The following is a 23,730-nucleotide window of genomic DNA, read 5'->3' on the forward strand; positions in this document are numbered from 1 at the left end:
CATATAAATTCCGCTGCATTGACGCATGCCGCGCCCTATGATAAAATTATTTGCATATTATGGATAAAGCTCTCTATAATGCGGAAAAATTTACAACGGACGATATCCGCGCCGTCGACGCGAAATTCGAAGCGCAAAAGATAGCGTTCGCCCCGCTCGCATTTCAAGCGATACGCACCATGATCGACTTAAATATTTTGCGGGCAATCGAAAGCGCCGGAGACAAAGGTATCACGAGAGCGGCCCTCGCCGAAAAAACGGGCGTTTCGGAATACGGCGTCGGAGTGCTCTGCGAAATGGCGCTCGGCATGAATGTCATAAAACTCACAAAAGACAGCATAGCGGACGGCAGCGCCGATGCCGGCAAAACCGAAAAATTTATCATCGGAAAAATCGGCTGGATGCTGCTCGAAGATGATTTAACAAAGGTGAATTTCAATTTTACAAACGATATCTGTTATATGGGCGCTTACGATTTGGATGAATCGATCCGAACGGGAAAACCGGCAGGATTGAAATATTTCGGCACGCAGTGGGCGACGATCTACGAAGCGCTCTCTTCGCTGCCCGACCGGGCAAAACACAGCTGGTTCGCGTTCGACCACTTTTACAGCGACATCGCTTTTCCGGAAGCGCTGCCTATCGTATTCGGCGACAAGCCGCAGCATCTCGTCGACATCGGCGGCAACACCGCAAAGTGGGCAGTTGCATGCTGCGCCTATGACAAAGAGGTACATGTGACGATCGTCGATTTACCCGGACAGACGGCCGTCGCCGAAAAAAATGCGGCAAATGCCGGATTCGCGGACAGGATCGCCGTTCACCCGTGCAACGTGCTCGACGAAACGACATCGCTCCCCGCGTCGCCCGATGCCGTATGGATGAGTCAATTCCTCGATTGTTTTTCGCTTCCGCAGGTGACGAAAATTTTAACGAAAGTATATAAAGCGGCGAAGCCCGAAACGAATGTGTACGTACTCGAGCCGCTGTGGGACAAACAGCGCTTTGAAGCGAGCTCGTATTCGCTGCAGGCGACGTCGCTTTACTTTACGTGCATGGCGAACGGCACGAGCAAAATGTACCGCTTTCGCGAACTCGTCGATGCCGTCGAAGCGGCAGGCTTTGCACTGAAGCACGAACATCACAATCTCGGATCGAACAGCTATTCGCTGCTCGTGTTCCGCAAGAGGGCCTAGACGTGGCACGGATTGTCGTTTCAAACATAACAGCGTGGGCGTCCGGACTCGAGTCGAACGAAGATTGGAAAAAATGGGCGCGCGGTGAAAAATCGATTCTACCGACAAACGACGCACCGAAGCTCGAATACACCGATGCCATTTTCCGAAGAAGGCTCAGCCAAATAAGCAAAATGACGATTCAAGTCATTCACGACCTGCTCGAAAAATCCGAAGCGGCAAAAGATATGCCGCAAACCTTCGTCTCCTGCCGAGGTGAACTCGCTCGCGAATTTTCGGTGAGCAAAAAACTCGTCGAAGAAAAAGAAGTGTCACCTGCGGCTTTTTCGCTTTCCGTGTTCAACACTCCGATCGCGCTTGCAACGATTGCCTTCGGTTTGAGAGGAGGATATTCGGCTATCTTTCCGTCTCACGGCAATTTCCGAAACGCCTTTGAAGGAGCCTGCGCGCCGATTCTTTCCGGCGAAGAAAAAGAAGTCATGCTCGTATACGCGGACGAACTCGTTCCCGAAGCATACAAAGCTCTCGGCACGGAAAACTTCGAACCGCTTGCGTTTGCAGCCGTCCTTTCTCTTTCGAAAAACGGTGTCGCTATTTCCGACGTGTCCGCAGTTCCCGAACGAGCCGCGGATTTTTTAAAGAATATTATTTTAGAGGACACAGCATTTTGAGTAAATTAACAAATAATAAAACAGCTCCCGACGAAATCCGCACATCCCTCGGTGATTTACCGCCGATAAAAAATCCGCTCCTCTACGTATACGGAGCGGTTATAAAATTATTTTTCTATGCATTTTTCGGCACGGGCAGCATTCTGCTCGGTCTCATCGTCTTGCCGATCGAACGGCTTTTGATCCATCCGAAAGCGCGATTTCAAAAAGCGGCGCGGGCAACGGTTTCATTTGCGTTTCGATTTTTTATCAATTTCATTCGCATTTTGGGCGTCCTGCGCTTTCAAGCGGCGGATAAAGAAAAATTCCGCAGCCTCTCGTCGAAAATCGTCGTCGCAAATCACCCGTCCATGCTCGATGTCGTGTTTCTCATTTCCCTCATTCCGAATGCGGACTGTATCGTGCGCGGAAGTCTTGCCAATTCGCTGTATGCGGGCGTCATCAGACAGCTGTACATCGTCAATACGCTCGGCTATGAAGAGATGATCGAACTTTGCAAAAATTCGCTTGAGACCGGCACGAACCTCATCGTATTTCCCGAAGGTACGCGGACGCCCCGCAACGGTACGAACGCATTCAAAAAAGGAGCCGCCCGTATGGCACTCGACACACACTGCGACATCCTGCCGGTATACATAGGCGGCAGCGATAAATACGGACTCGGTAAACACGACGCATTTTTTTCATACGCGCGATCGGGTGTGTACCGCTATAACATCTATATGCTCGATGAAATCAAAATCGCAGACTACGAATCGCTTGAACCGCAGATTGCAGCGAAACACATTACCGAAAAAATACATCAAACGATTGCGGACAAAGCCCTGCTCGTCGACAATCGCACGGTATAAATCAATCGCCTTAAACCGGCCGAAAGCCTCCGGTTTTCGGATTTTACAAGGCGGATTATTAACCGAAAAATTCATATCGATTTTTATAAAATCGAAAATAATAATTATTAATTTTGGAGTTCATTATGGAACAACGTGAAAACCTCAGCTCGAGGCTCGGATTTATTCTTCTTTCGGCAGGATGCGCAATAGGAATCGGAAACGTTTGGAAGTTTCCGTATATCACGGGCTTTCACGGCGGAAGCGCCTTCGTACTCGTATACTTGTTTTTCCTCATCATCATGGGCATCCCCATATTGACGATGGAATTCGCCGTCGGGCGGGCAAGCAGAAAAAGTCCGCTCCGCGCATTCAACGTGCTTGAAAAACCGGGACAAAAATGGCACTTGCACGGCTATATGGCGCTCGCGGGAAATTACCTGCTTATGATGTTTTACACGACGGTTACCGGCTGGATGCTGCACTATTTTTATCTCAGCGTAACGGGCGCATTCGACGGTAAAAACGTTGAGCAAGTGAGCGCGTTTTTTCCGGCAATGCTTTCAAAGCCGGGCGTTATGACGTTTTGGATGATCGTCGTCGTCGTCTCGGGCTTTGCAATCTGCGCCGCGGGTTTGAAAAAAGGCGTCGAAAAAATCACCAAAATAATGATGACCGCGCTCTTTGCGCTCCTGCTCGTGCTTGCGATCCACAGCATCTTTTTAAAAGGCGGAAGCGCCGGTTTGAAATTTTATCTCCTTCCCGATTTCAAGCGGATGGAGGAAACGGGCATCGTCGCTACCGTTGTCGCCGCGATGAATCAGTCGTTTTTTACGCTGAGCCTCGGCATCGGCGCCATGGCGATTTTCGGAAGCTATATCGGAAAAGAACATTCGCTGTTCGGCGAATCGATACGCGTCGCCGCCCTCGACACTTTTATCGCTTTTTTTGCAGGTCTCATCATATTTCCGGCGTGCTCGGCGTTCGGCGTCGATGCGGGAAGCGGGCCGAACCTGCTTTTTATCACATTGCCGAATATCTTCAACAATATGGCAGGCGGACGAATTTGGGGCAGCCTCTTTTTCCTCTTTATGGCTTTCGCGGCTTTTTCAACCGTTATCGCCGTCTTTGAAACGATCATCGCGTGCAATATCGATTTGACCGGCCGGTCGCGAAAAAAAATCGCCGTCGTCAATATATTCGTTATGATAATTCTTTCTCTGCCGTGCGCGCTCGGCTTCAATGTGCTTTCGGGCGTACAGCCGCTCGGCAAAGGTTCGGGCATCCTCGACTTGGAAGATTTTCTCGTCAGCAATATCGCCCTTCCGCTCGGCTCTCTCATCTATCTGCTGTTTTGTGTATCGAAGAGCGGCTGGGGATGGAAAAAATTTACCGAAGAAGCGAACGCGGGAGACGGAGCGAAGCTGCCGAATTGGCTGCGTTTTTATACGACGTATATTTTGCCGGTCATCATCATATCGATATTTATCATCGGTATAAAAGACAAATTTTTCTGATGCCGACGCGGAAAATCCATGGTAATATTATAAAAATACGCTATACTATATATAGACAAAGAAATATATCCGAACCAAGGAGGTACGATAAAAAGCGCCGTCTGAAATATCGCCGTCGCTTTTTATCTCGAGTTTGCACGGATGTTTGCGGAAGCTATGTATACGTATCGTTTTGATGAAAATCGAAAGAATACGATACGGTATAGTTTCGCAAACTCGATTATTGAACGTGTGCGCTTTTGCGCACGACTAAAAACTTTTTCGGAAGTTGCAACTTCCTGCAAAAGTTTTTATGGGAGGTTGGTATGAAAAAAAATTTGGCAATTTTTTCGGTACTCGCGGCGGTATTCGTTTTTGCATCTTGCGACCATGTATTGAAAGAAGTCTCGCCGAAAGACACGTGGATTAAAGAACCTATCGATTATAAAGTCGAAAGCGAAACCGTTTCCCTTATGTACTACCTCTATTATTCGGACAGCGGAACGACGACGAAAAAAGCAAGGATCGATCCGGGACTTACGATTGTAGTCAATGCATCGTCTGATGAGGCGGCCGTAAAATTATTCGGAACCGGCGCTACCGTCAAAACGTATATTATTAAAAACTTTCCGAAAGACTCAAAACAAACCGCAGGGGGCGTCACCGTTGAGATCAACGATACGCTTTGGGGCGCCATCGGTCTTGCAAGAAATTTTTCCAGAAAACAAACCGGTACGCCGGAATGTCTTACGACGGACGAATATACGGAACTCGGCTCTTTCGCTGACTGGGGAAAAATTCTTGCACAGATCGTTAAGTAAACGTATTGAGTAAGCTCTGAAATCAGAGCGTCTCCGCCCCCTTTGCCGAACGGCCGATGATGCGGTGCAAAAATTTTAACAATCGATTCAATTTCGAATTTAACAAAAAACGCGAGGTTCAACCATCCCGCGTTTTTTTATTCGTGCAAAGGTTTTACCGGCCGCTACTTTGCCGACGGCGGCAATCACCTTTTTAGGACAACATATCCGATGCTTTTTTCGGATATGCCGATTAAATCTCGATTTCGCCTTCGTAAACCGTGTCGCTCTGTCCGGTCAAATAGACGGTATCGCCGGTGTACTTTACGATGAGCGTGCCGCCGCGCACTTGCACGGTGATGTTTTCATCCATCGGACAATAGCCGTTCAGCACGGCGGCGATCGCGGCCGCACATGCGCCGGTACCGCAGGCGGGCGTTTCCCCGTTGCCCCGTTCCCACGTCCGCATCTTCAATTCGTTCCGGCCGACGACACGCACGAACTCCGTATTCGTCCGATTCGGAAAAGCGGCGTTGTTTTCAAAGAGCGGCCCGATTTTTTCGACATCGACTTTATCGACAAAGCCGCAAAATACGACGCAGTGCGGCGTACCGACGGAAAGGCACGTAACGTCGTAGTTCGTACCGTCTACGGTAAGCGGCACATTGACGATCGCTTTTTGAGGAAGCCGAGCGGCAAGCGATTCGCTCGAAGTCGGAACGGGCGAAAGCGTCGTCGGAAGAGATGCGGCATCGAAAAGCGGGCGCCCCATGTCGACGGTGACGGAAGAAACTTTTCCGTCGAGTTTATACAGCACGAGCGACTTCGTACCGCTCGCCGTATCGATCGAAAGGGATGCCGTCGGGGATGCCGCATCTCCGCGGTCTTTTACGCCGTTGATATTGTTGTCGTACAGATATTTTGCGACGGCACGGATCGCGTTTCCCGCCAAGCGCCCTTCGCTTCCGTCCTGATTGAAAAATTGCATATACGCGTCCGCTTTGTCCGAATCTTTGACAAGCACGAGCGAATCGGCGCCGATTTCCATGCGGCGGTTGCACAGGCGGACGGCAAGCCCCGCAGGATTCGATACCGCCTGCTTCCTCGCATCGATGAGGATAAAATCGTTTCCCGTACTCTGCATTTTGCAAAAGCGCAGTTTTTCTTTCGATTCGCGCAGCGCATTGATATCGACGAGTTCGACGTTTTCCGCATTGTAATGGCTCATGAGGCAGTTCGCAATCGCGTTCGCCGTATCGATTGCGGTGAGGCAGGGTATGTCGCGCTCTACGGCGTGACGCCGCATCCGCACGCTGTCGGCATGCGGATTGCGCCCCTTCGTACTCGTCGAAATCACGTAGTCGATTTTACCGGTATCGAGGAGCGTCAAAAGATTGTCGTCGGGATTTTCGTGGATTTTGTTTACGACCGTCACTTCCATGCCGAAGTCTTTAATAACGCCCGCCGTACCTTCGGTCGCGTACAGCGTAAATCCCATATCGTAAAATTTCCGCGCGAGGTCGGGGATTTCAAACTGATCGGTTTTCCGCACCGTAAACAAAACGCCGCCGCTTCTTTTCATGCGGTAACCCGCGCCGATAAGTCCCTTGTAAATCGCTTCTTCCATCGTCGAGGCAAGGCCGAGCACTTCGCCGGTCGATTTCATCTCCGGTCCCAAATGCGTATCGACGTCCATGAGTTTTTCAAAACTGAACACCGGCACTTTTACGGCGAAGTACGGCGAAATGCGGTACAGCCCCGTACCGTAACCGAAGCTCTTTACCTTTTCGCCGAGCATCGCGCGCACTGCAAGTTCGACCATCGGCACGCCCGTCACTTTGCTGATATAGGGCACCGTGCGGCTCGAACGAGGATTCACTTCGATCACATAGAGATCGTTGTTGTAGATGAGATATTGAATATTGACAAGCCCTTTCGTGCCGAGCGCAAGCGCGAGTTCGCGCGACTGCTTAATAATTTTTTGCCGGAGGATATCGTTGAGATTCCACGACGGGTACACGGCGATCGAATCGCCGGAATGAATGCCCGCACGTTCGATGTGCTCCATGATACCCGGAATCAAAATGTCTTTGCCGTCGCAGATCGCATCGACTTCGAGTTCGGTGCCGCCCATGTATTTGTCGATGAGCACCGGATTTTCGATGCCCTGCGAAAGGATGATGCCCATGTATTCGCGCACATCGGCGTCTCCCCACGCGATGATCATATTTTGTCCGCCGAGCACGTAAGAGGGCCTGAGCAAAATCGGATAGCCGATGCGCCGGGCGGACGCGATCGCTTCTTCCGTCGTCAAAACCGTTTCCCCTGCGGGTTTATTGATACCGAGTTTGACGCAAAGCGCTTCAAATTTTTCGCGGTCTTCCGCGATGTCGATCGATTCGGCGCTCGTGCCGAGAATTTTTATGCCCTGTTCATCGAGAAATTTTGTTAATTTTATCGCCGTCTGTCCTCCGAAAGCGACGACGACACCGATCGGTTTTTCCGTATTGATGACGCTCATCACGTCTTCCGGCGTAAGCGGTTCGAAGTACAAGCGGTCTGACGTATCGAAATCGGTTGAAACCGTTTCGGGATTGTTGTTGATCGTCACGACATCGTAGCCGAGTTTTTTCAGCGACCACACGCACTGCACCGACGCATAATCGAATTCGATTCCCTGACCGATGCGGATCGGACCCGAACCGAGCACGATGATCGTACCTTTTTTGCTTTTCGATTTTGCATGTTCGGCGAGAAAACCCGCCGCTTCGTTTTCCTCATAGTAGCCGCCGTAAAAATACGGCGTTTCCGCACTGAACTCACCGGTGCAGGTATCGACCATTTTATACGTTGCGGGAATGTGCGCGAGCTTACCCTGCTTTACGAGCGCAGCGGCGTTTTTCGCTTCTTTAATAATTCCCGAGCCGCCCGGGATCGCAACTCCGCTCAACTCGGTGATCGTTTTATCGGGGAAGCCGTCTTTTTTCGCTTCAAGATACAAAAGAGGCGAAAGCTGTTGCTTGCCGGTTTTTATCGATGCGAGTTCGAGTTCACGGAACGCGATGTGCTGCAGTTTTGCCAAAAACCATATATCGATTTTCGTAATTTTATTAATTTCGTCGATCGACATGATGCCGCGCACGAGCGCTTCGTAGATCGCAAAAATTCTGCGGTCGGTACATTCTCCGATGCGCTCTTTGATGCGCTCATCGCTTTCGTTTACAAACTGTTTTAAGCGCATCGAATCCGTTCCGATTTCGGCGCCGCGTACGGCTTTCATAATCGCTTCTTCAAACGTACGCCCGATCGACATCACTTCACCCGTCGCTTTCATCTGCGTGCCGAGCGTGCGCTTTGCATATACGAATTTGTCGAACGGAAATTTCGGCATCTTTACGACGACATAATCGACGACGGGTTCGAAATACGCCGACGTTTTTTTCGTCACGAAGTTCGGAATCTCGTCGAGGTTATAGCCGATCGCGATGAGCGTCGCAACGCGCGCAATCGGATAGCCCGTCGCTTTCGATGCGAGCGCCGACGAACGGGATACGCGCGGATTCACTTCGATGACCGCATATTCGGAAGTCGAAGGGTGCAGCGCAAACTGAACGTTACAGCCGCCTTCCATGCCGAGCGAACCGACGATATTGAAAGAAGCCGAACGCAGCATTTGATATTCTTTATCGGAAAGCGTCATCGTCGGAGCGACGACGATCGAGTCGCCGGTATGGATGCCGACGGGATCGACGTTTTCCATAGAGCACACGGTGATCGCGTTACCGCTGTGATCGCGCACGACTTCGAATTCGATTTCCTTCCAGCCGGCAATACATTTTTCGACGAGTATCTGATGGATGGGCGAACGGTGCAGCCCGTTTTGCGCAATCTCTTCGAGCTCGCTCTTCGTTTCCGCGATGCCTCCGCCCGTGCCGCCGAGCGTAAATGCGGGGCGCACTATCACGGGATATCCGATTTCATGCTCCGCAAAATCGACGGCGTCCTCAAGCGTCGTCACGACTTTTGACGGAATGCACGGTTCGCCGATGGACAGCATCGTGTCTTTGAAAATCTGCCGATCTTCCGCTTTATCGATCGTATCCGGCCGCGCGCCCAAAAGCTGCACTCCGTGACTTTTTAAAAATCCCGATTTGGCAAGCTCCATGCTCAGCGTGAGGCCTGTTTGCCCGCCGAGTGTCGAAAGCAAACTGTCGGGCTTTTCCTTTTCGATAATCCGCCGGATCGTTTCGGGAATAAGCGGTTCGATATACACCGCGTCCGCCATGGAGCGATCGGTCATGAGCGTTGCAGGATTCGAATTGACGAGGACGACGCTCAAGCCCTGCTCTTTGAGCGCTTTGCATGCTTGCGTACCCGCGTAATCGAATTCGGCGGCCTGCCCGATGACGATCGGCCCCGAACCGATAACCATAACTTTACGAATCGATGTATTTAACGGCATAGGGCATCCTCTTAAAATACAATTATATATTTTTATAAAAAAAATGAATACCCCCGACAGCGGTACTTCCACAGCAGCACACCGCTTACAACACGCACAAAAAAAACCGCTCTCAAGCCGGAGTTTCCTCCAACTTGAGAGCGGTCAGATTAGTTTAATTTGTAATCAAATAGGGGCAGGGCGACACCCCCGTTCAGGGCAGGGGTTTCTCCCTGCCCCTATAACCCCATCCTTCTTCCTCGCACTGTTTAGGGGTTCCACCCCTAAAAACCCCGTAGAAAAGCGGGAAGTTATCTTTAGCCACCGCACACGGATGTGCAATTCTCATACAATTGCGAGCTGAAAACCGACTGTGTGCGATACCATCAAAACTCCACAATCGTGCCGAAGTCTTTCCAGCCTTCTGCGGCTTGGTAGAGCGCTTTGGAGCCGGCGGGCACTTTGAGCGTTGCAGAACCGATGGGCGTGCCTTCAAACACTCCTCGGCCAGCTGTAATGACCGGCGGAGTTGCCGCTTTGCACGTTACCGTCTTCAGTTTAGGATCGTACGAAAATGAATACCTCCATATTGCGGTAAGCGTTGAGGGGAGCTCGACCGACGTCAATTCGGGGCAATAGTAAAGGAAGCTGTCATTAAGCGCTGTTATGTTTTCCGGTACAACTATCGAACTCACTTTTATTTCTCTCAGCGAATCATCGCCGATAGATTCCAGCGAAGACGGCAAGTTAAGTGTTGCAAGGTTGGGGCATTTATAAAATACATACCAATCAATAGTCTTTAAGCCGTTTGGCAGCGTAACGGCAGTGAGTGCAGAAATATTTCTGAAAGAAGCCTCTCCCAATTTTCTTACGCTTGCAGGAACGATGTAAGAAGCATCCGGTTTACCCGGCAGATAGCCTAACAGTACGGTTTTATCTTTGTTAAAGATAACGCCGTTTTCGGCCAAAAGGTAGGCGTTATCGGATGCGACCGTTACGCTTTGCAGCGTCGTTCCCCAATGGTCGGGGCGCTCTATGCCCGTTACTGTGTAGGTTACGCCGCCGTGGGTAACTTCTTTGGGTATGGTAAGCGATGTTCCCGTGTACTCCACGTCAGTTTGGGGACCTGTACCTGCGGTTACGCTCACCTTTTCCGCTCCGGCGGTGTTGTCCGTTATGCGGTAGCGCACGCCGCCTTCTTCAAAGTAATTTTCGTCCGGTTTTACGGTAATGAGGCCTGAAAAAGCGGTTTGTCCGCTTACTTTGTCGGTTATCTTTATGCGTGTTGAACCGGCTTGTACGCACCGTATCCCGATTTTACCCTGACTGTTCAGATCCGTCGTCTTAGCAACCCAGAGGATGGACACATTTTCAGAGTGCGCATCGTAGTTGCCTGAACCTGCCGTTACGAACCGGTATTCAAAATCATGTCCTGCTGTTCCGGTAAGCTCTGTTGTATCCACCGTGAGCGCAGGACCGGTATAGGTACTTTTAAACTTTACTTTGATGTTTGCCGCTGCCGTTACGGTATGGTTGTAGGTTGCGTTTGTTCCCGCCGCGGCGATTGGCGTTCCGTTGTTTGTCCATTGTTCGACCGCGCAGTTTGAATCAGGCGTTGCCTTAAAGACGACGGTTTTGCCGTGTTCGACCGTATCGCCCGAACTGATTTCGCTGCCGTCAACTTTTGCTGTAAGCGTACCGAGCGTACCGTCTACGCCGAAATCGATTTTGAACTGTACCTGCTTAAAGGTAACCGTTACAGTAACGTCATTGCTTACGCTCAGCGTTGCCGTGCTGCTGCCGGCATTACCTCCTGCTTCCAGATCGCCTTCGGGTGTAACCGACCATGTGTCCACCGCATAGCCTGCATCCGGTTCTGCCCTAAAGATAAGTTCGGTGCCTTCGGGCACTTTGTGATGGCCGGGCGGGATTACCGGCACAGTATCTACACTGCCGTGCTCCGGCTCGGTAAGCGTTACCGTGTGCATGGCAGGAGGCGGCTCACCGTTCCGTTTAAAGAATACAAAAACCTGTGCGTTTGCCGTAACTTTGAGCGTGTAGGTAAGCGCTGTGCCGTTTACCGCCGTGCCGTCGAGTTTCCACTTTTCAAGATCGTAGCCTTGAAGCGGCGTTGCCGTAAAGGTAAGCACGGTGTTTTCGGCTGCCATGCCGTCATCGCTCAGTGCGGGTGTTACTTTTACATTGCCGCCTATATTGCGGTCAAGCTCTACTTTGTACTTTGTTACCGGCGGTGTTCCGCCGCCCGAATCGCTGCCGTTGGAGCAGCTTGTAAAAACGAGCGCTGCGGCAAAAAGCAAAATGCCGGCCGCTGTAATCGGTACTTTTTTTAAAAGGGTTTTACCGAGCTCCCCCCCCTATACAAATGTACAGGGTTCGATTTTACTTTGTTCATCATAAACCTCCTCTGAAAACTTTTGTAGGATGCACGTCTTCCGATGTCGAACACTTCCGTTATCTTATGATTATTATAACATATTCCGCTGATTTTCACAACTTTTATTAATTATTTATCGAGGACATGTGATATTTTCGTTTTATTAATTATTGTTTTCAGAACGGTTGCACCGGAAATGTATACACGGAAAAAAGCATATAAATGAAAAGAGGTAAAACGAGAGGCGGTCGAAGATGTGACGAATTGTTGGCGTGCGAGCAGCTCGGCTTACAGCTGTTTGATTTCTTTTTTGGTAAGGCCGGTCATCGTGCAGATTTCGGCAATCGGATAGTTGTGCGTTCGCATGAGCTTTGCCGTTTCAAGCGCTTTTTGGTATGAACCTTCGGAAATGCCTTCCTGCAGAGCAATTTCTCTTTCTTCTTCTCTTTGCACAGCTATATCCACATCGTAATCGTATTCGGCAATCAACATATTCATCACCTCCTTTGACTTCCGCTGTAAGTATTCCCGTAAGATGTCGTTTTGTATGCACTCTTTGATCGCGTTCTTATTAAGCAGGGAATGATTAACAGCGGTTACTTTAAAGAGCTTCAACTTCCGCTTCGGTGAGACCGGTCGCTTGGGCAATGTTTGCGACCGACAATCCCAAGACGAGTAAATTCTTCGCCGTTTCAAGCGCTTTTTGGTATGAGCCTTCGGAAAGACCTTTCGCTTCGCCTTGTGCGATGCCTTCCTGCAGAGCAATTTCTCTTTCTTCTTCTCTTTGCACAGCTATATCCACATCGTAATCGTATTCGGCAATTAACATATTCATCACCTCCTTTGACTTCCGCTGTAAGTATTCCCGCAGGATGTCGTTTCGTATGCACTCTTTAATCGCGTTCCGAAAGCCGTTTTCGCTGTCGAGCTTGGTATGTTTCCGCACCGCTTCGATAAACAGCGTGTATTCTTCAAGCGGTTTACACGTACGTAAGATTCTGCTTCCCTTATTATAATTGATATTCGTCACGCTGGCAACGACTTCGAGGCTCGGCTTTTCGGACACCGTTATAAAAGCGTCGGACAGACGGAGCGTTGCGGATTCCGGGTAATCTTCTTCTCCGTTGTAGAATACGTAGAACTCCGGCGTAGGAATCTTTTTCAGTCTGCGGAGATAGCGATCGCGCGGATTTTGAATGCGTTCGTAGAGGCGTGCGGCATACTGTAAAAAGCGCAGCGGCATATTGGCGTTGACAGTCGATTGATGTTCTACCAATACGATGATTTTCCCGTCGACGAGACAGGCGACGTCGTTGCGGAACGCCATATACATCACCTGTTCGAGACGGAGCGGTTCGAGTTCCGCCGATGATGCGTCAAGTTCTGTTCCATGCAATGCGTTGTAGAGCGAAAGAAAGTTCGCTTTCGCGTTTTTATCTTCGCCGAAAAAATCGACAAAGACCGAATCTTTATATCGACGATTGTATGTTGCCATAAGACCTCCGGGATAACCGCACCGGAAATGGATACTTAGAAAAGAAGCGCGTACTTACATAAAAAAGGCGGAACGCGAGGCAGCGGAACTGCCGCCGAGCCGCTTTGACCGATGGCAAGCAATCTCTTTGTAAAAAGAGATTGCGCAGTCCGATTCCGATTACGGTCTGCCGCGGCACTTGCAACGAGCGCGGAGCGCGAAGTTCCCCGCGCAAACGGCAGGGCTGCTGCCGGGAGTGCAGCCGATTTTTTATGTTATACGCTATTTTTTAGGAATACGATTTTCGGTGCGGTTATCCTGATAATACTTCACTAAATATATATATCGCGGAGATATTGCGATTTCGGAGTTTTTCCGGTAAAGGCTTACCCGTATATACGTTCTGGAACGTATGCAGTGAGGACGGCAGTATTTTCCTTGATGACAAATCGTATAAAGTATTTTAGAATGTCGGTGCCTACGGTAAAAACGCTCGACGAAAAAGCGGGTCTTGTCAGGCTCGAGGAAAACAGCCTGCTCGGTTAGATTTTTCAGCGTATATCTTTTTCCACGATCAACTCATAAGCGATGCGCGGAGTACCGTCGGCGACACGGATTATGCCGCATTCTTTAAATCCCGCTTTTTCGATCGCGCACCGCATCGTTTTGTTGTCTGCATGCGTATCGATTCTGATGTGAGAAAGGCGCGATTTACAAAACGCGATCGCAGCGGCAAAAACGCCTTTGACCGTACCGTCGCTTGCAATGCGGTGAATCGTGCCGTACGGCGCATCGCTCATCCACGCGCCTTCGATTCGCGCATACGTCGGATCGTCGCCCGGGATAAAGGCGAACACTCCGTGTACGCCGCCGTTCGCTTCGACGACATAATTGCGTTTTTTACGGATATCATCCTTTATTAAATTTTCCGGCGGAAAGGATTTTCCCCACTGAGTCGGATTCCCGTCCGCCGTCATATATTCGCGCGCACGGGCATAAATGCGCAGTATGTCGAAAAAATCTTTTTCTTCGGCCTGTCGAATCGTCATTTTTTTGCCTTTAATTAATAATTAATAAATTCATCGCGTAACGTTATGCAGCCACTTACCGTTACGCACGCGGACGAAGCCTGCGCACGCTTTCAAAATCTGATCGATCTGCAAACAGGCATAGATAATACACGGGTCGGCATGCAGCACAAAAGCCGCAATGCATGCGGCCGGAATTGCGACAAACCACATCCACACGCTGTCGTTGACTGCAGCGTAAACGGTATCGCCGCCCGATCGGCACATACCTACGATGAAAAACATATTAAACGCATTTACCGGGTAGACGCACATGAGGATGCGAAGCATAAGCCTCGCCTGTCGAATGATGTACGGCCCGACATTGAATAAAGCGGGAAGCGCGAATGAAAGCGGGAAAAGCAGCGACCCGATGACGACACCCATCACGGGCATAAACCACGCGAATCTGTTCGCGTACAGCCGCGCTTCCGCCTCAGCACCTTCACCGATTTTTTTGCCGATGATAATCCCTGCACCGTTTCCGACACCGATAAAAAATACCCACGTCAGCTGCGAAATCGTTCCGGTTATATTGAATGCCGCAATCGCATCGGTACTCGCGTGCGAAAAAATCGAATTTTCCGTCGTAATGCCCAAACTCCACAGCGTTTCATTTATAATGACAGGCAGTGCGATTTTGATGAAGCGCGCAAGAAAATCGCCGTTGAACGAAAAGAGTTCGGAAAAACCGCCGCACGCTTCATATTTTTTCCGATATGCCCAACCGACCGTAATCGCGAGCTCCACGAATCGGGAAACAAGCGTCGCGATCGCAGCACCCTTCACTCCCATCGCCGGTACGGTCAGCACAGAGCCGAATACGGAAACGGAAGCGCCGAAGATCAAAAGATAATTGAAAACGGCATTGATGAAAAATGAAACGGCGGTACTCACCGTCGGAAGGATGACATGCTCGGTTGCGCGGAAAGCCAGCTGAAATGCAAAGCTCAGCGAAAGCATGGGATAACTCAATGCGATTCGGCGCAAGTAAGCGCCGCCGAGGGCGATTACCCGTTCGTCCGAAGAATACAGCGCAATCAATTCGCGCGGGGAAAAAAGCGCAGCGGCGGTAAACACGAGCGAGAGGACGAACGAAAGCGCAAGCGTAATACCGAGCGTCCGGCGGATTCCTGCAATATCTTTTTTGCCCCAATACTGCGCGACAAAGATAGCGCCGCCGCTTGAAATACCGAAGAGTATCATATTGAGTATAAAAAAAATCTGATTGCCGAGACCGACTGCTACGATTTCGGCCGCACCGAGCCTGCCGACCATAACGGTGTCGAGCATATTGACGAAGGTTTGGAGAAAATTCTGCAATACAATCGGAAGCGCGATCGTAAAAAGCGTACTGTAAAATCCCGGCAAAGCAGTCATAATCGCACCTCACGCAATTACGCTCGCATATAACAAAGCGCAGCGGCGGATTTCAAACAATGCAAAATCCGCATTGTTCTACAATATAACAAAACATTTATCGAAACAATACCGCCCTCGCGTAACTTACCGCCGTTATATTTCTTATGTTATTGCAGCGTATTTTATCTGTGCCTTTTTGGAGTACCGATGCATACCGTAAAACGTTTTTTTAAACCGGCTGCGGCGACGCTCGCACTTTTATTTTTTACCGCTTTTCTTTTCGCCGCACCGCCCGAACCGAAAGAACTCGGCATTCTCAGGCGCACATATCCCGATATCGCATTTGCGGCAACATACGATTCCGCGCTCGCCGATTTTAAAATCGATATCGTACAAAACCGCGGCGCGGAACGAAAAACGACGGCATTGTATTGGGCGGACGGAAAAATGCTTCCCGCGGACAAACTCGCCGAACGCGAATCATACTGGCCGCTCTTCTACCCCTACGCAAAAGAAGTACCCGACCCTGCAAAATTTACCGAAGAGGATGTACGCCGCCTGCGCAATTTTTCTTCGGCGGAAAACCGCTCGCGGCAGGCCGGCACATCGCCCTATTTTTTCAATGCGATTTATGACTGCGCGACACGGCAATCGACCGAAACGCATATAAAACGCGTGTCGTTTCTCGGAAAATATACGAATGCACATGAACGGATTTTTACACCGCTTGCACGCGTCGAAAACAAAATCCGGGAGCGCGCAAAAACCGATGCCGCCGTGCAGCGCTTCATCGATGAATTGGCGCGCGTGGACAGCTACAACTGGAGGGAAATCGGCGACCGCGCATCGCGTTCGTTTCACAGCTACGGTATCGCCCTCGATGTACTGCCGCGGGGCTGGGGACAAAAAAATATCTACTGGGCATGGCGGCGCGATATCGATCCCGACGGATGGATGACGCTGCCGCTCGAAAAACGCTGGATGCCGCCTGCCGGCGTAATCGAAGCGTTCGAATCGGAAGGATTTATCTGGGGCGGTAAGTGGCCGATTTGGGACAATATGCATTTCGAATATCATCCCGAATTGATCGCGAACAGCCTGAACGGATAGAGGAGGGTTTGAAGAAAAAAAACACGGATCGGAGCACACACTTGCGGAAAATCGCCCGACACACACTATCAGGCGATATACCGTATCGCGCGGAGTCGCAATGCGCACTTGCGGAAAATCGCCTATCGCTCGTGCGCGGATTTGAATTGATTTGAAAAATATGCTATAATATACGGTAGCATAATCATGCAAATACAGGCAATAATCGTTTGAATCGTTTGCAGAGGCAACCGGTCATAAAAAATTATTGCCGGGGGGTATAAAATGAAAAAATTAATTATCGCAGCAGTCCTCGCTGCGGGAATCGCAATTTCAGGATTGTCCGCAGTCGAAACGACATTGTCGCTCGGAGGAACGGCGGAACTGTCGTATTGGACGGACATCAAAGAATTCAAAAAAGAAGCTATCAGAAACAGCATCGACAACAAAGATTACAGCTTCGGTCCGGACGTAACGTTTTTCAGTTATACGTCGGGATTTACCGGTCTGTGGGGAAATGCCGCACTTATTTTTCCGAAAAATAAATTATTCAACACGTGGGGCATACTCGATTTCAATCTCGGGCCCGCATTCCGCATCCCGCTCGGCAATATCCTTGCCATTCAGCTCGGACTCGGCGCGAATGCAAAATTCCCGATCGACTTTAAAGAGGCAATGATCGGCGTCGGTACGACCGGCAGCGTACAGATCGGACTCGGCGAATCGGCCGCGCTGGTCGGCGGAATCAACGTTTCGTATGACTTTTACGAATTCGTCGAAAAGCAAAAGGTAACGTATTTGACGATCAGACCCTATGTCGGAATCGGTTTCAGAATCGGAGACAAATAACGGTTTTACGTATGCAAAAGCGGGCTGCACAGGCAGCCCGCTTTTTTTATGCATTCGTCAGCACGTAAAACGCCGGTATCGCTCATACAGCAAAATGCCCGCAGCGACGGATACGTTCAAGCTGTCGATTTTCCCGCAGGTCGGAATGGATACGACCGCATCGCACTGTTTTGCAAGAAGCGGCGAAATGCCTTTTCCTTCACTCCCCATGACGATGACCGTTCTCCGTGCAAAGTCGACGGAACCGAGCGCCTCTCCGCTGGCATCTGCGCCGTATACCCAAAAGCCCGCGTCTTTCAATCGCTGAACCGCGCGCACCGCATTCGGCACGATGCTCACGGGAACCCACGCGGCGGCTCCCGCGCTTGAACGGGCGACCACTTCGTTGTGTGCTATGTCGTTTGCACTTCTAGCCTGCGGTAAGATAACGAGAGAAGTACCGAACTGATCGCAGCTCCGGATAATCGCGCCGACGTTGTGGGGATCGGTCACCGAATCGAGTACGAGCACCGTCGTACACAGATTTTCCGCTCCGCTGTTTTGTAAAAGTCCGCTTTGTTCCGATGAAGCGTCATAATCGGACGGCAGAGATGCGAGCCATTCGTCAAAATCGACGATATTATGTGCATTCTCCGATTCTCCCGAAACGCAGAGCACGATGCCGCGGTGATCGCGTGCGGTTTCGGAGAGACGTGCGGTAAGCGAATCGAGTGCGGCATCGTCCGCTTGTTCGCAAGGAATGCCTTCCTGCTTTGCAAGCGCGATGATTTTTTTCGCGCGCGGCCCCGCTTTGCTCCAGAAGATGCGCATCCGGCCGCTTCCGCGCGAATCACTCCGTATGCGCTCTTCGATTGCATGAAATCCCGTAACGATTCTTTCAGCCATATCGTACCGCCGCACCGTATTTTCCGTATCCGCGCTTCCTGCAGCCGTACGCCGTTTTGCAAAAAGTGCAAAAGGCGGACGCCGAAACTCCGCTTACCGTCCGCAGCATTGTTTGTATTTTTTTCCGCTGCCGCAGGGACAAGGATCGTTCCGCCCGATTTTTTTGCCTTCCCGCCGAATCGTCGTCGTTTTGAGATTGCCCGTCGTATACAGCCATTCGCCGTCCGTTTTTTCGAACGCTGCGGTTTCATGATGTTTATCGCGAAGCCCGTGACGCGTATAGTCGGCTTCGAATTCGACGATGCCTTCAGAGTCACCCGCCGCGCCTTTTTCGGTACGCAGAATTTTCAAACCGTGCCACACGGACTGATTGCTCCAATCCTCCGTCGCTTTGCGGTCTATGTCGCCGCGCCCTTCGCCTTCTTTACACGTATTTACGATAAAGTCGATTTCATGTACAACGTATGCCGTGTACCGCGCGCGCATGAGCGCTTCCGCCGTAGCGGCCTTTGTTTTACCGGTGATAACGGGTTCGCAGCAGTCGGCATATTTTTTGCCTGAACCGCACGGACACATATCAATTTTTTCGTTGGTCATAGCACGAGTATAGCATGAACATTCGGTCGGAGCAATAATCGCGGATCGGCCGCCGAACGAAACGCCGTTACGGATCGCCGAATTTTTCAATCTTAACACGCTATGAAATCGTAAAACCTTATTGCGCGCGCCGCCCAATCGCTATATACTGGAAGCATTGAAATCGCAGTGTCTTACTTTGAGTGTATGGGAGGTTGTATGTTCAATTTTACATATTTTACGCCGACGAAAGTCGTTTTCGGAAAAGAAACGGAAACGCAAATCGGTTCGCTCGTCGCCGAACAAAAGTGCAAAAAAGTCCTCATTCATTACGGAAGCGGAAGCGTACAAAAGTCGGGACTCCTCGACCGCGTAAAAAAATCGCTCGACGAAGCAAAGATTTCGTATATCGAACTCGGCGGCGTCGTGCCGAACCCTCGTCTTTCGCTCGTATATCAAGGTATCGATCTCGTTAAAAAAGAAAACGTCGATTTTATCCTTGCAGTCGGAGGCGGCAGCGTTATCGATTCGGCGAAAGCGATCGGCTACGGCGCCGCAAACGAAGGCGATGTGTGGGATTTCTATGAACATACGCGGCTGCCGGAAGCGTGTATGCCGATCGGCGTCATAGTGACGATAGCCGCCGCCGGCAGTGAAATGAGCAACAGCTCGGTTATCACAAAAGAAGAAGGGCAGATAAAGCGCGGCTGCAATACGGATTTTTGCCGGCCGAAATTTGCGGTGATGAATCCCGAATTGACGATGACGCTCCCCGATTATCAAACGGCGTGCGGCTGTACCGATATCCTCATGCATACGATGGAACGCTATTTTACGAACGGCGGCAACATGGAAATCACCGACGGCATCGCCGAAGCGCTCATGCGCACCGTTATGGTAAATGCGCAGATCCTGTGCGAAGAACCGAAGAACTACGATGCGCGCGCGGAAATCATGTGGGCGGGAAGCCTTTCGCACAACGGACTCACGGGCTGCGGAAACGACCGCGGCGGCGATTGGTCGTCGCACGCGCTCGAACACGAATTGAGCGGTATGTTCGACGTTGCACACGGCGCAGGACTCGCGGCTATTTGGGGAAGCTGGGCGCGCTACGTATATAAAGATTGTCTTCCGCGCTTCCATAAGTTCGCCGTCAATGTCATGGGGATTGCCGACGGTACGCCGGAAGAGATCGCAATGCGCGGCATCCAAGCGATGGAAAAATTTTTCCGCAAAATCAAAATGCCGACAAGTCTCAAAGAACTCGGCATCAGTCTTTCCGAAGAACAGATGAAAACGCTCGCGCACAAATGCAGTCTCGCAACGGGAGGAAAGCGCGGTTCGGCAAAAGTGTTATACGAAGCCGATATGTTCGAAATTTATAAAATGGCGAACGACCGGTAAATCGATCCTTAAAAGGACCGTACGGAAAATATTTCACATTCCGAATATAACCGGATAACAAAAAAAACGGGGCCGGCACAAAGGCCGGTTACTTTTTCGACAGCCCGTCAAAATTAAAATCAAAGAAGCTGTCCAAAAGCTTCAGTTTTTGGACAGCGCTGTGCGCCGGACGGCAGGCGGATATTCCGTAATTATTTTATTTTCCGATATCTTCTTTTAGATATTTCGAAACATCCACAGCATCCGGATTTGCATCATCGTACTGTATAACCAATTCCATGTAATAAATCGGCTGTATCCATTTTAAAGTAACTGTTGTTCCTTCATATAAAGTTTCTTGTGCACTGCTGCCAAATGAAAAATCTGCATTATTAGTATCGAATGAAACATAAACATCCGGAAACTTAATAGAGACACGTACTTCCCTTCCAAGGGCATTAGAAAACAGTTCTTCCATTTCTGAACAATATGTATTTACATCTGTACTATTTTTCTTTTTACATGCAAGAGAAATAATTACTTTAGACTGATTTGTATCTTTTTTATATCTGTAGTTTTCTTTTACAACTTTATAAATATTAAAAGTATATTTTTCTTTTGAATATTTTTTTGCTTTGATTTTTTTCTTAAAATCCAAAGACGCTTTTTCATAATCTGTTATATTCAAATCAAATCTAAAATCATATTCTATGATTTTAGCCGCATCTTTAGTTGGAAAATAATAAACTTCCATCTTTTTGGGAAAAGGATTTTTCTGACTATAAAATACATCTCCGATACAAAATATAAAAACTGCAAATAAAAATTTTTTCATCTTTAAACCTCCGGATTTTATCTCGCTCAATTCTTGTTAATTTAAATAAGTAACTAAAATCGTGTACTTACTATTCCTCTCCTGCCGGGGAGCTGTCCGACCAACAACCGGTTGTACCGCAGGCGGCTTGACCGCGTGTCGGCTTTGGAACCGATGTCAGATGATTGTTCTATCCCGCAATTCAATTTACAGCATAATGCTTTGCATATTGCGAAAGTACTTCATTCATCATAGTCTGGTATTTTGTATGATTTTTCTTAGCTTCCGTTCTGAAAAAATTAATACAATCGGAATCAATTGAAATTGTTATTTTTTCTTTTGTTGATTTTTTTACAAGCTCTGCCGGAGGAGGAAGGAAATCCGCCACTAATACGGCGGAATCCAATGCTTCCATTACTGATTTTTCGGGATTACTGTAAATGCTCTTCATAGAGTTTCTTTCCTTGACGCCAATATCCTGCGCCGAAAATTCTAATATTCTGACCGCGTATTGTAAAACGCACCGTCAAAGGTCATACACATATATATTATACATACTATTTTATGTATATGCCAACAAACTGTTTTACAAAAAACATTGTAAATTCCATTTTTCTCCAAGTACGCCGGCGGCACGTCCGTCAAACAATATTTTAAACCGCAAACCGGCTTGAGCGGTTTGTCGGCTTTGAAAACGGTGTTATGTGTTTATTATTCATACCGTATATAAACCGTAAAAGGTTTACAACCTCCGTCTTCCTCAAACACCCTGATTAATCTATCGGCTATTTTTAATCTCCTTTTGGGAAGATCAAAATATGTATATGTGGATTTATCATTTCTTGGTGCGAAATCTATATATTGATATACGGTCTTTTTATTTGTATCTATATAAAAATCGTTAACCGCATATGCAATTCTTGCATCATCTTTTATTTTCAAATATACCGGACCGATGATTTCTTTATTCTCATTTTCTTTCAGTATTTTTTTTATATACTCGGATTTATAAAAATATTCGGAATTAATATATAAATCATCCGTATGGTCTGATATGTAATATTTTAAAATTTTTGATGCTTCCGGGGAAATAAATTTCCCTCCCCATATCATATCTTTATAAATACTTTTAATTTCTTTTTTTTCGTTTTTTTGAAGTAAATTATTATCAAATTTTTCCGTTAATTCATCAATTTTCTCTTGTGAGACAGAAAGGATTGAACATGAACCGAACAAGCAACTCAGTAATGAAAAAAATATTATTAACAAAGAATAGCCTCTTTTTGTTAAATACTTTTTCTTTTTATCAATTTTTGTTGATGTTTATCAAAAAGTTCGCAATAATCTTTTCATGCAATATCAGACCAAACCTTTACCATCAATCGGATTCCTTTAATTCATGAATTTGACATTTCCCGGTTTCAATCTGATGTATACTTTTACGCAAATATTTCATATTTTCTTCCGAATAAATATACGGATCTTCGGATGCTTTCAGCGCAAACGGAAGACCGTTTTCCCGAATTGTAGCTTTTACAAAAGAATTTATTGCCAAAGAAATATTTATTCCCATAGAGTCGCATATTTATTCAAACCTTGTTTTATCTTCGTTTGCAATTTTTGCTGATATTGTAGTCATCTTAATACTCCTTACTACGTATACTACACACGCGTCTAAATATCAACTATTCAACCTACTAATTTTTTCCGCTCGGTGTTACACCGCGAAGCAAAGCTATCATTTTTATATTTTCCTTTACCATACCAACGGCATGTGAGTATAACATTCACTTAACCTGCAAACGAGCACAGTCCCGTTTGTCAGCGCTGGAAACGGTATTAGGAAATATTATTTATAAGCATCTTTCCGCGCTTCTATATTCACTATAAATACGATAACCGTATCTTCTAATATTTTATAGAACAGCCGATAATCCCCTATTCTAAAACGATATAGGTCTTTGTAATTTCCTTTGAGTCTTTTAATATTGGGGCCAAAATAGGGATTTTCACGTAATACCGGATATACATATTCCGTAATCTTTTTGTATAAAGATTTATATTTTGCAGATTTTATCTTCTTTTCAAATGTTTCGGTTTCCGCTATTCGATACTTAGTCAATTATTCGATACCTTCCGGCTGAAATATCGGATAAACCTTTTTTAATATCTTTCCCATACTTGAGTATTTCATTCATTTCCGTATCATCGACAAATGTCTCATTCATAGTGTAATTGAGCGTTGCATATTCCAGATAATTTGAGATCGTTCTTTTCTGCCCTGCAGCAGCCAATTTGAAAATGTCATAGGTACTGTCATCTATACGAACGGTAATTGTTTTTGCCATTTTACGCCCCTGCTTCAAATGTATTCATTTATATTCAAAATGTCAACCGGTTAC

21 protein-coding genes and 1 pseudogene are annotated in these 23,730 nt (G+C 48.2%); 8 read left to right on the forward strand and 14 right to left on the reverse strand.

Annotated elements, in window-relative coordinates; genetic code table 11:
• The first annotated feature begins 59 nt into the window (after positions 1–59).
• From HRI97_RS11105 to HRI97_RS11125, 5 genes are all read left to right on the forward strand, one after another.
• The gene (locus tag HRI97_RS11105) at positions 60–1,196 is read left to right on the forward strand and encodes a methyltransferase (RefSeq protein WP_253725498.1); all 1,137 of its coding nucleotides are present in this window, start codon (positions 60–62) and stop codon (positions 1,194–1,196) included.
• 2 nt (positions 1,197–1,198) lie between these two features.
• Entirely contained in the window at positions 1,199–1,867 is a 669-nt protein-coding gene (locus HRI97_RS11110; protein WP_253725499.1) for a beta-ketoacyl synthase chain length factor, read from the forward strand.
• Positions 1,864–2,718 carry a lysophospholipid acyltransferase family protein gene (locus HRI97_RS11115; protein WP_253725500.1) on the forward strand — a complete coding sequence of 285 codons (855 nt, stop codon included), beginning with the start codon at positions 1,864–1,866 and terminating at the stop codon, positions 2,716–2,718. Before HRI97_RS11110 ends, HRI97_RS11115 begins: the two co-directional genes overlap by 4 nt.
• 125 nt (positions 2,719–2,843) lie before the next feature.
• Entirely contained in the window at positions 2,844–4,214 is a 1,371-nt protein-coding gene (locus HRI97_RS11120; protein WP_253725501.1) for a sodium-dependent transporter, read from the forward strand.
• A gap of 305 nt (positions 4,215–4,519) precedes the next feature.
• Positions 4,520–5,014 (forward strand): hypothetical protein, encoded by a 495-nt coding sequence (locus tag HRI97_RS11125; RefSeq protein WP_253725502.1) that lies wholly within the window; start codon positions 4,520–4,522, stop codon positions 5,012–5,014.
• Positions 5,015–5,246: 232 nt separating this feature from the next.
• Here HRI97_RS11125 and carB read toward each other — a convergent pair whose 3' ends face one another.
• From carB to HRI97_RS11155, 6 genes and pseudogenes are all read right to left on the reverse strand, one after another.
• Positions 5,247–9,455: a carbamoyl-phosphate synthase large subunit gene (carB, locus tag HRI97_RS11130; RefSeq protein WP_253725503.1), complete on the reverse strand. Its 4,209-nt coding sequence runs from the start codon at positions 9,453–9,455 to the stop codon at positions 5,247–5,249.
• Between the two features lie 365 nt (positions 9,456–9,820).
• Positions 9,821–11,752 (reverse strand): leucine-rich repeat domain-containing protein, encoded by a 1,932-nt coding sequence (locus HRI97_RS11135; protein WP_253725504.1) that lies wholly within the window; start codon positions 11,750–11,752, stop codon positions 9,821–9,823.
• 365 nt (positions 11,753–12,117) lie between these two features.
• Positions 12,118–12,399 (reverse strand): annotated as a pseudogene (locus tag HRI97_RS11140) (hypothetical protein); the annotation flags it as partial.
• Positions 12,400–12,430: 31 nt separating this feature from the next.
• Complete coding sequence (locus HRI97_RS11145; RefSeq protein ID WP_253725505.1) at positions 12,431–13,324, reverse strand: Rpn family recombination-promoting nuclease/putative transposase; 894 nt, start codon at positions 13,322–13,324, stop codon at positions 12,431–12,433.
• 530 nt (positions 13,325–13,854) lie between these two features.
• Entirely contained in the window at positions 13,855–14,352 is a 498-nt protein-coding gene (locus HRI97_RS11150) for a GNAT family N-acetyltransferase (protein WP_253725506.1), read from the reverse strand.
• Positions 14,353–14,382: 30 nt separating this feature from the next.
• Positions 14,383–15,750 carry an MATE family efflux transporter gene (locus tag HRI97_RS11155; protein WP_253725507.1) on the reverse strand — a complete coding sequence of 456 codons (1,368 nt, stop codon included), beginning with the start codon at positions 15,748–15,750 and terminating at the stop codon, positions 14,383–14,385.
• Between the two features lie 189 nt (positions 15,751–15,939).
• On the opposite strand from HRI97_RS11155, the gene HRI97_RS11160 reads away from it, so the two are divergent.
• Positions 15,940–16,842, forward strand: coding sequence for a M15 family metallopeptidase (locus tag HRI97_RS11160; protein ID WP_253725508.1), 903 nt, complete (start codon positions 15,940–15,942; stop codon positions 16,840–16,842).
• Between the two features lie 264 nt (positions 16,843–17,106).
• On the forward strand, positions 17,107–17,670 hold the full coding sequence (locus tag HRI97_RS11165) for a hypothetical protein (protein WP_253725509.1): 564 nt from the start codon (positions 17,107–17,109) through the stop codon (positions 17,668–17,670).
• Between the two features lie 57 nt (positions 17,671–17,727).
• Here HRI97_RS11165 and rlmB read toward each other — a convergent pair whose 3' ends face one another.
• Together rlmB and HRI97_RS11175 are read right to left on the reverse strand one after the other, a co-directional pair.
• Positions 17,728–18,555, reverse strand: a complete 828-nt coding sequence (gene rlmB, locus HRI97_RS11170) for a 23S rRNA (guanosine(2251)-2'-O)-methyltransferase RlmB (RefSeq protein WP_253725510.1) — start codon at positions 18,553–18,555, stop codon at positions 17,728–17,730.
• Positions 18,556–18,648: 93 nt separating this feature from the next.
• Positions 18,649–19,152 carry a YchJ family protein gene (locus HRI97_RS11175; protein ID WP_253725511.1) on the reverse strand — a complete coding sequence of 168 codons (504 nt, stop codon included), beginning with the start codon at positions 19,150–19,152 and terminating at the stop codon, positions 18,649–18,651.
• A gap of 198 nt (positions 19,153–19,350) precedes the next feature.
• On the opposite strand from HRI97_RS11175, the gene HRI97_RS11180 reads away from it, so the two are divergent.
• Complete coding sequence (locus HRI97_RS11180; protein WP_253725512.1) at positions 19,351–20,535, forward strand: iron-containing alcohol dehydrogenase; 1,185 nt, start codon at positions 19,351–19,353, stop codon at positions 20,533–20,535.
• Positions 20,536–20,731: 196 nt separating this feature from the next.
• Here the strand turns inward: HRI97_RS11180 and HRI97_RS11185 are convergent, their stop codons facing one another.
• From HRI97_RS11185 to HRI97_RS11210, 6 genes are all read right to left on the reverse strand, one after another.
• A complete protein-coding gene (locus HRI97_RS11185) occupies positions 20,732–21,349 on the reverse strand; it encodes a hypothetical protein (RefSeq protein ID WP_253725513.1) in 618 nt (205 codons plus the stop codon).
• 181 nt (positions 21,350–21,530) lie between these two features.
• The gene (locus HRI97_RS11190) at positions 21,531–21,779 is read right to left on the reverse strand and encodes a BrnA antitoxin family protein (protein WP_253725514.1); all 249 of its coding nucleotides are present in this window, start codon (positions 21,777–21,779) and stop codon (positions 21,531–21,533) included.
• 260 nt (positions 21,780–22,039) lie between these two features.
• Positions 22,040–22,597 (reverse strand): hypothetical protein, encoded by a 558-nt coding sequence (locus HRI97_RS11195; RefSeq protein ID WP_253725515.1) that lies wholly within the window; start codon positions 22,595–22,597, stop codon positions 22,040–22,042.
• A gap of 109 nt (positions 22,598–22,706) precedes the next feature.
• A complete protein-coding gene (locus tag HRI97_RS11200; RefSeq protein ID WP_253725516.1) occupies positions 22,707–22,901 on the reverse strand; it encodes a type II toxin-antitoxin system RelB/DinJ family antitoxin in 195 nt (64 codons plus the stop codon).
• Positions 22,902–23,177: 276 nt separating this feature from the next.
• Positions 23,178–23,450, reverse strand: coding sequence for a type II toxin-antitoxin system RelE family toxin (locus tag HRI97_RS11205; protein ID WP_253725517.1), 273 nt, complete (start codon positions 23,448–23,450; stop codon positions 23,178–23,180).
• Entirely contained in the window at positions 23,443–23,676 is a 234-nt protein-coding gene (locus HRI97_RS11210) for a CopG family transcriptional regulator (protein ID WP_253725518.1), read from the reverse strand. The genes HRI97_RS11205 and HRI97_RS11210 overlap by 8 nt, the downstream gene beginning before the upstream one ends.
• Between the last annotated feature and the right edge of the window lie 54 nt (positions 23,677–23,730).

This window comes from Treponema socranskii subsp. buccale (assembly GCF_024181585.1).
Classification (GTDB): domain Bacteria; phylum Spirochaetota; class Spirochaetia; order Treponematales; family Treponemataceae; genus Treponema_D; species Treponema_D buccale.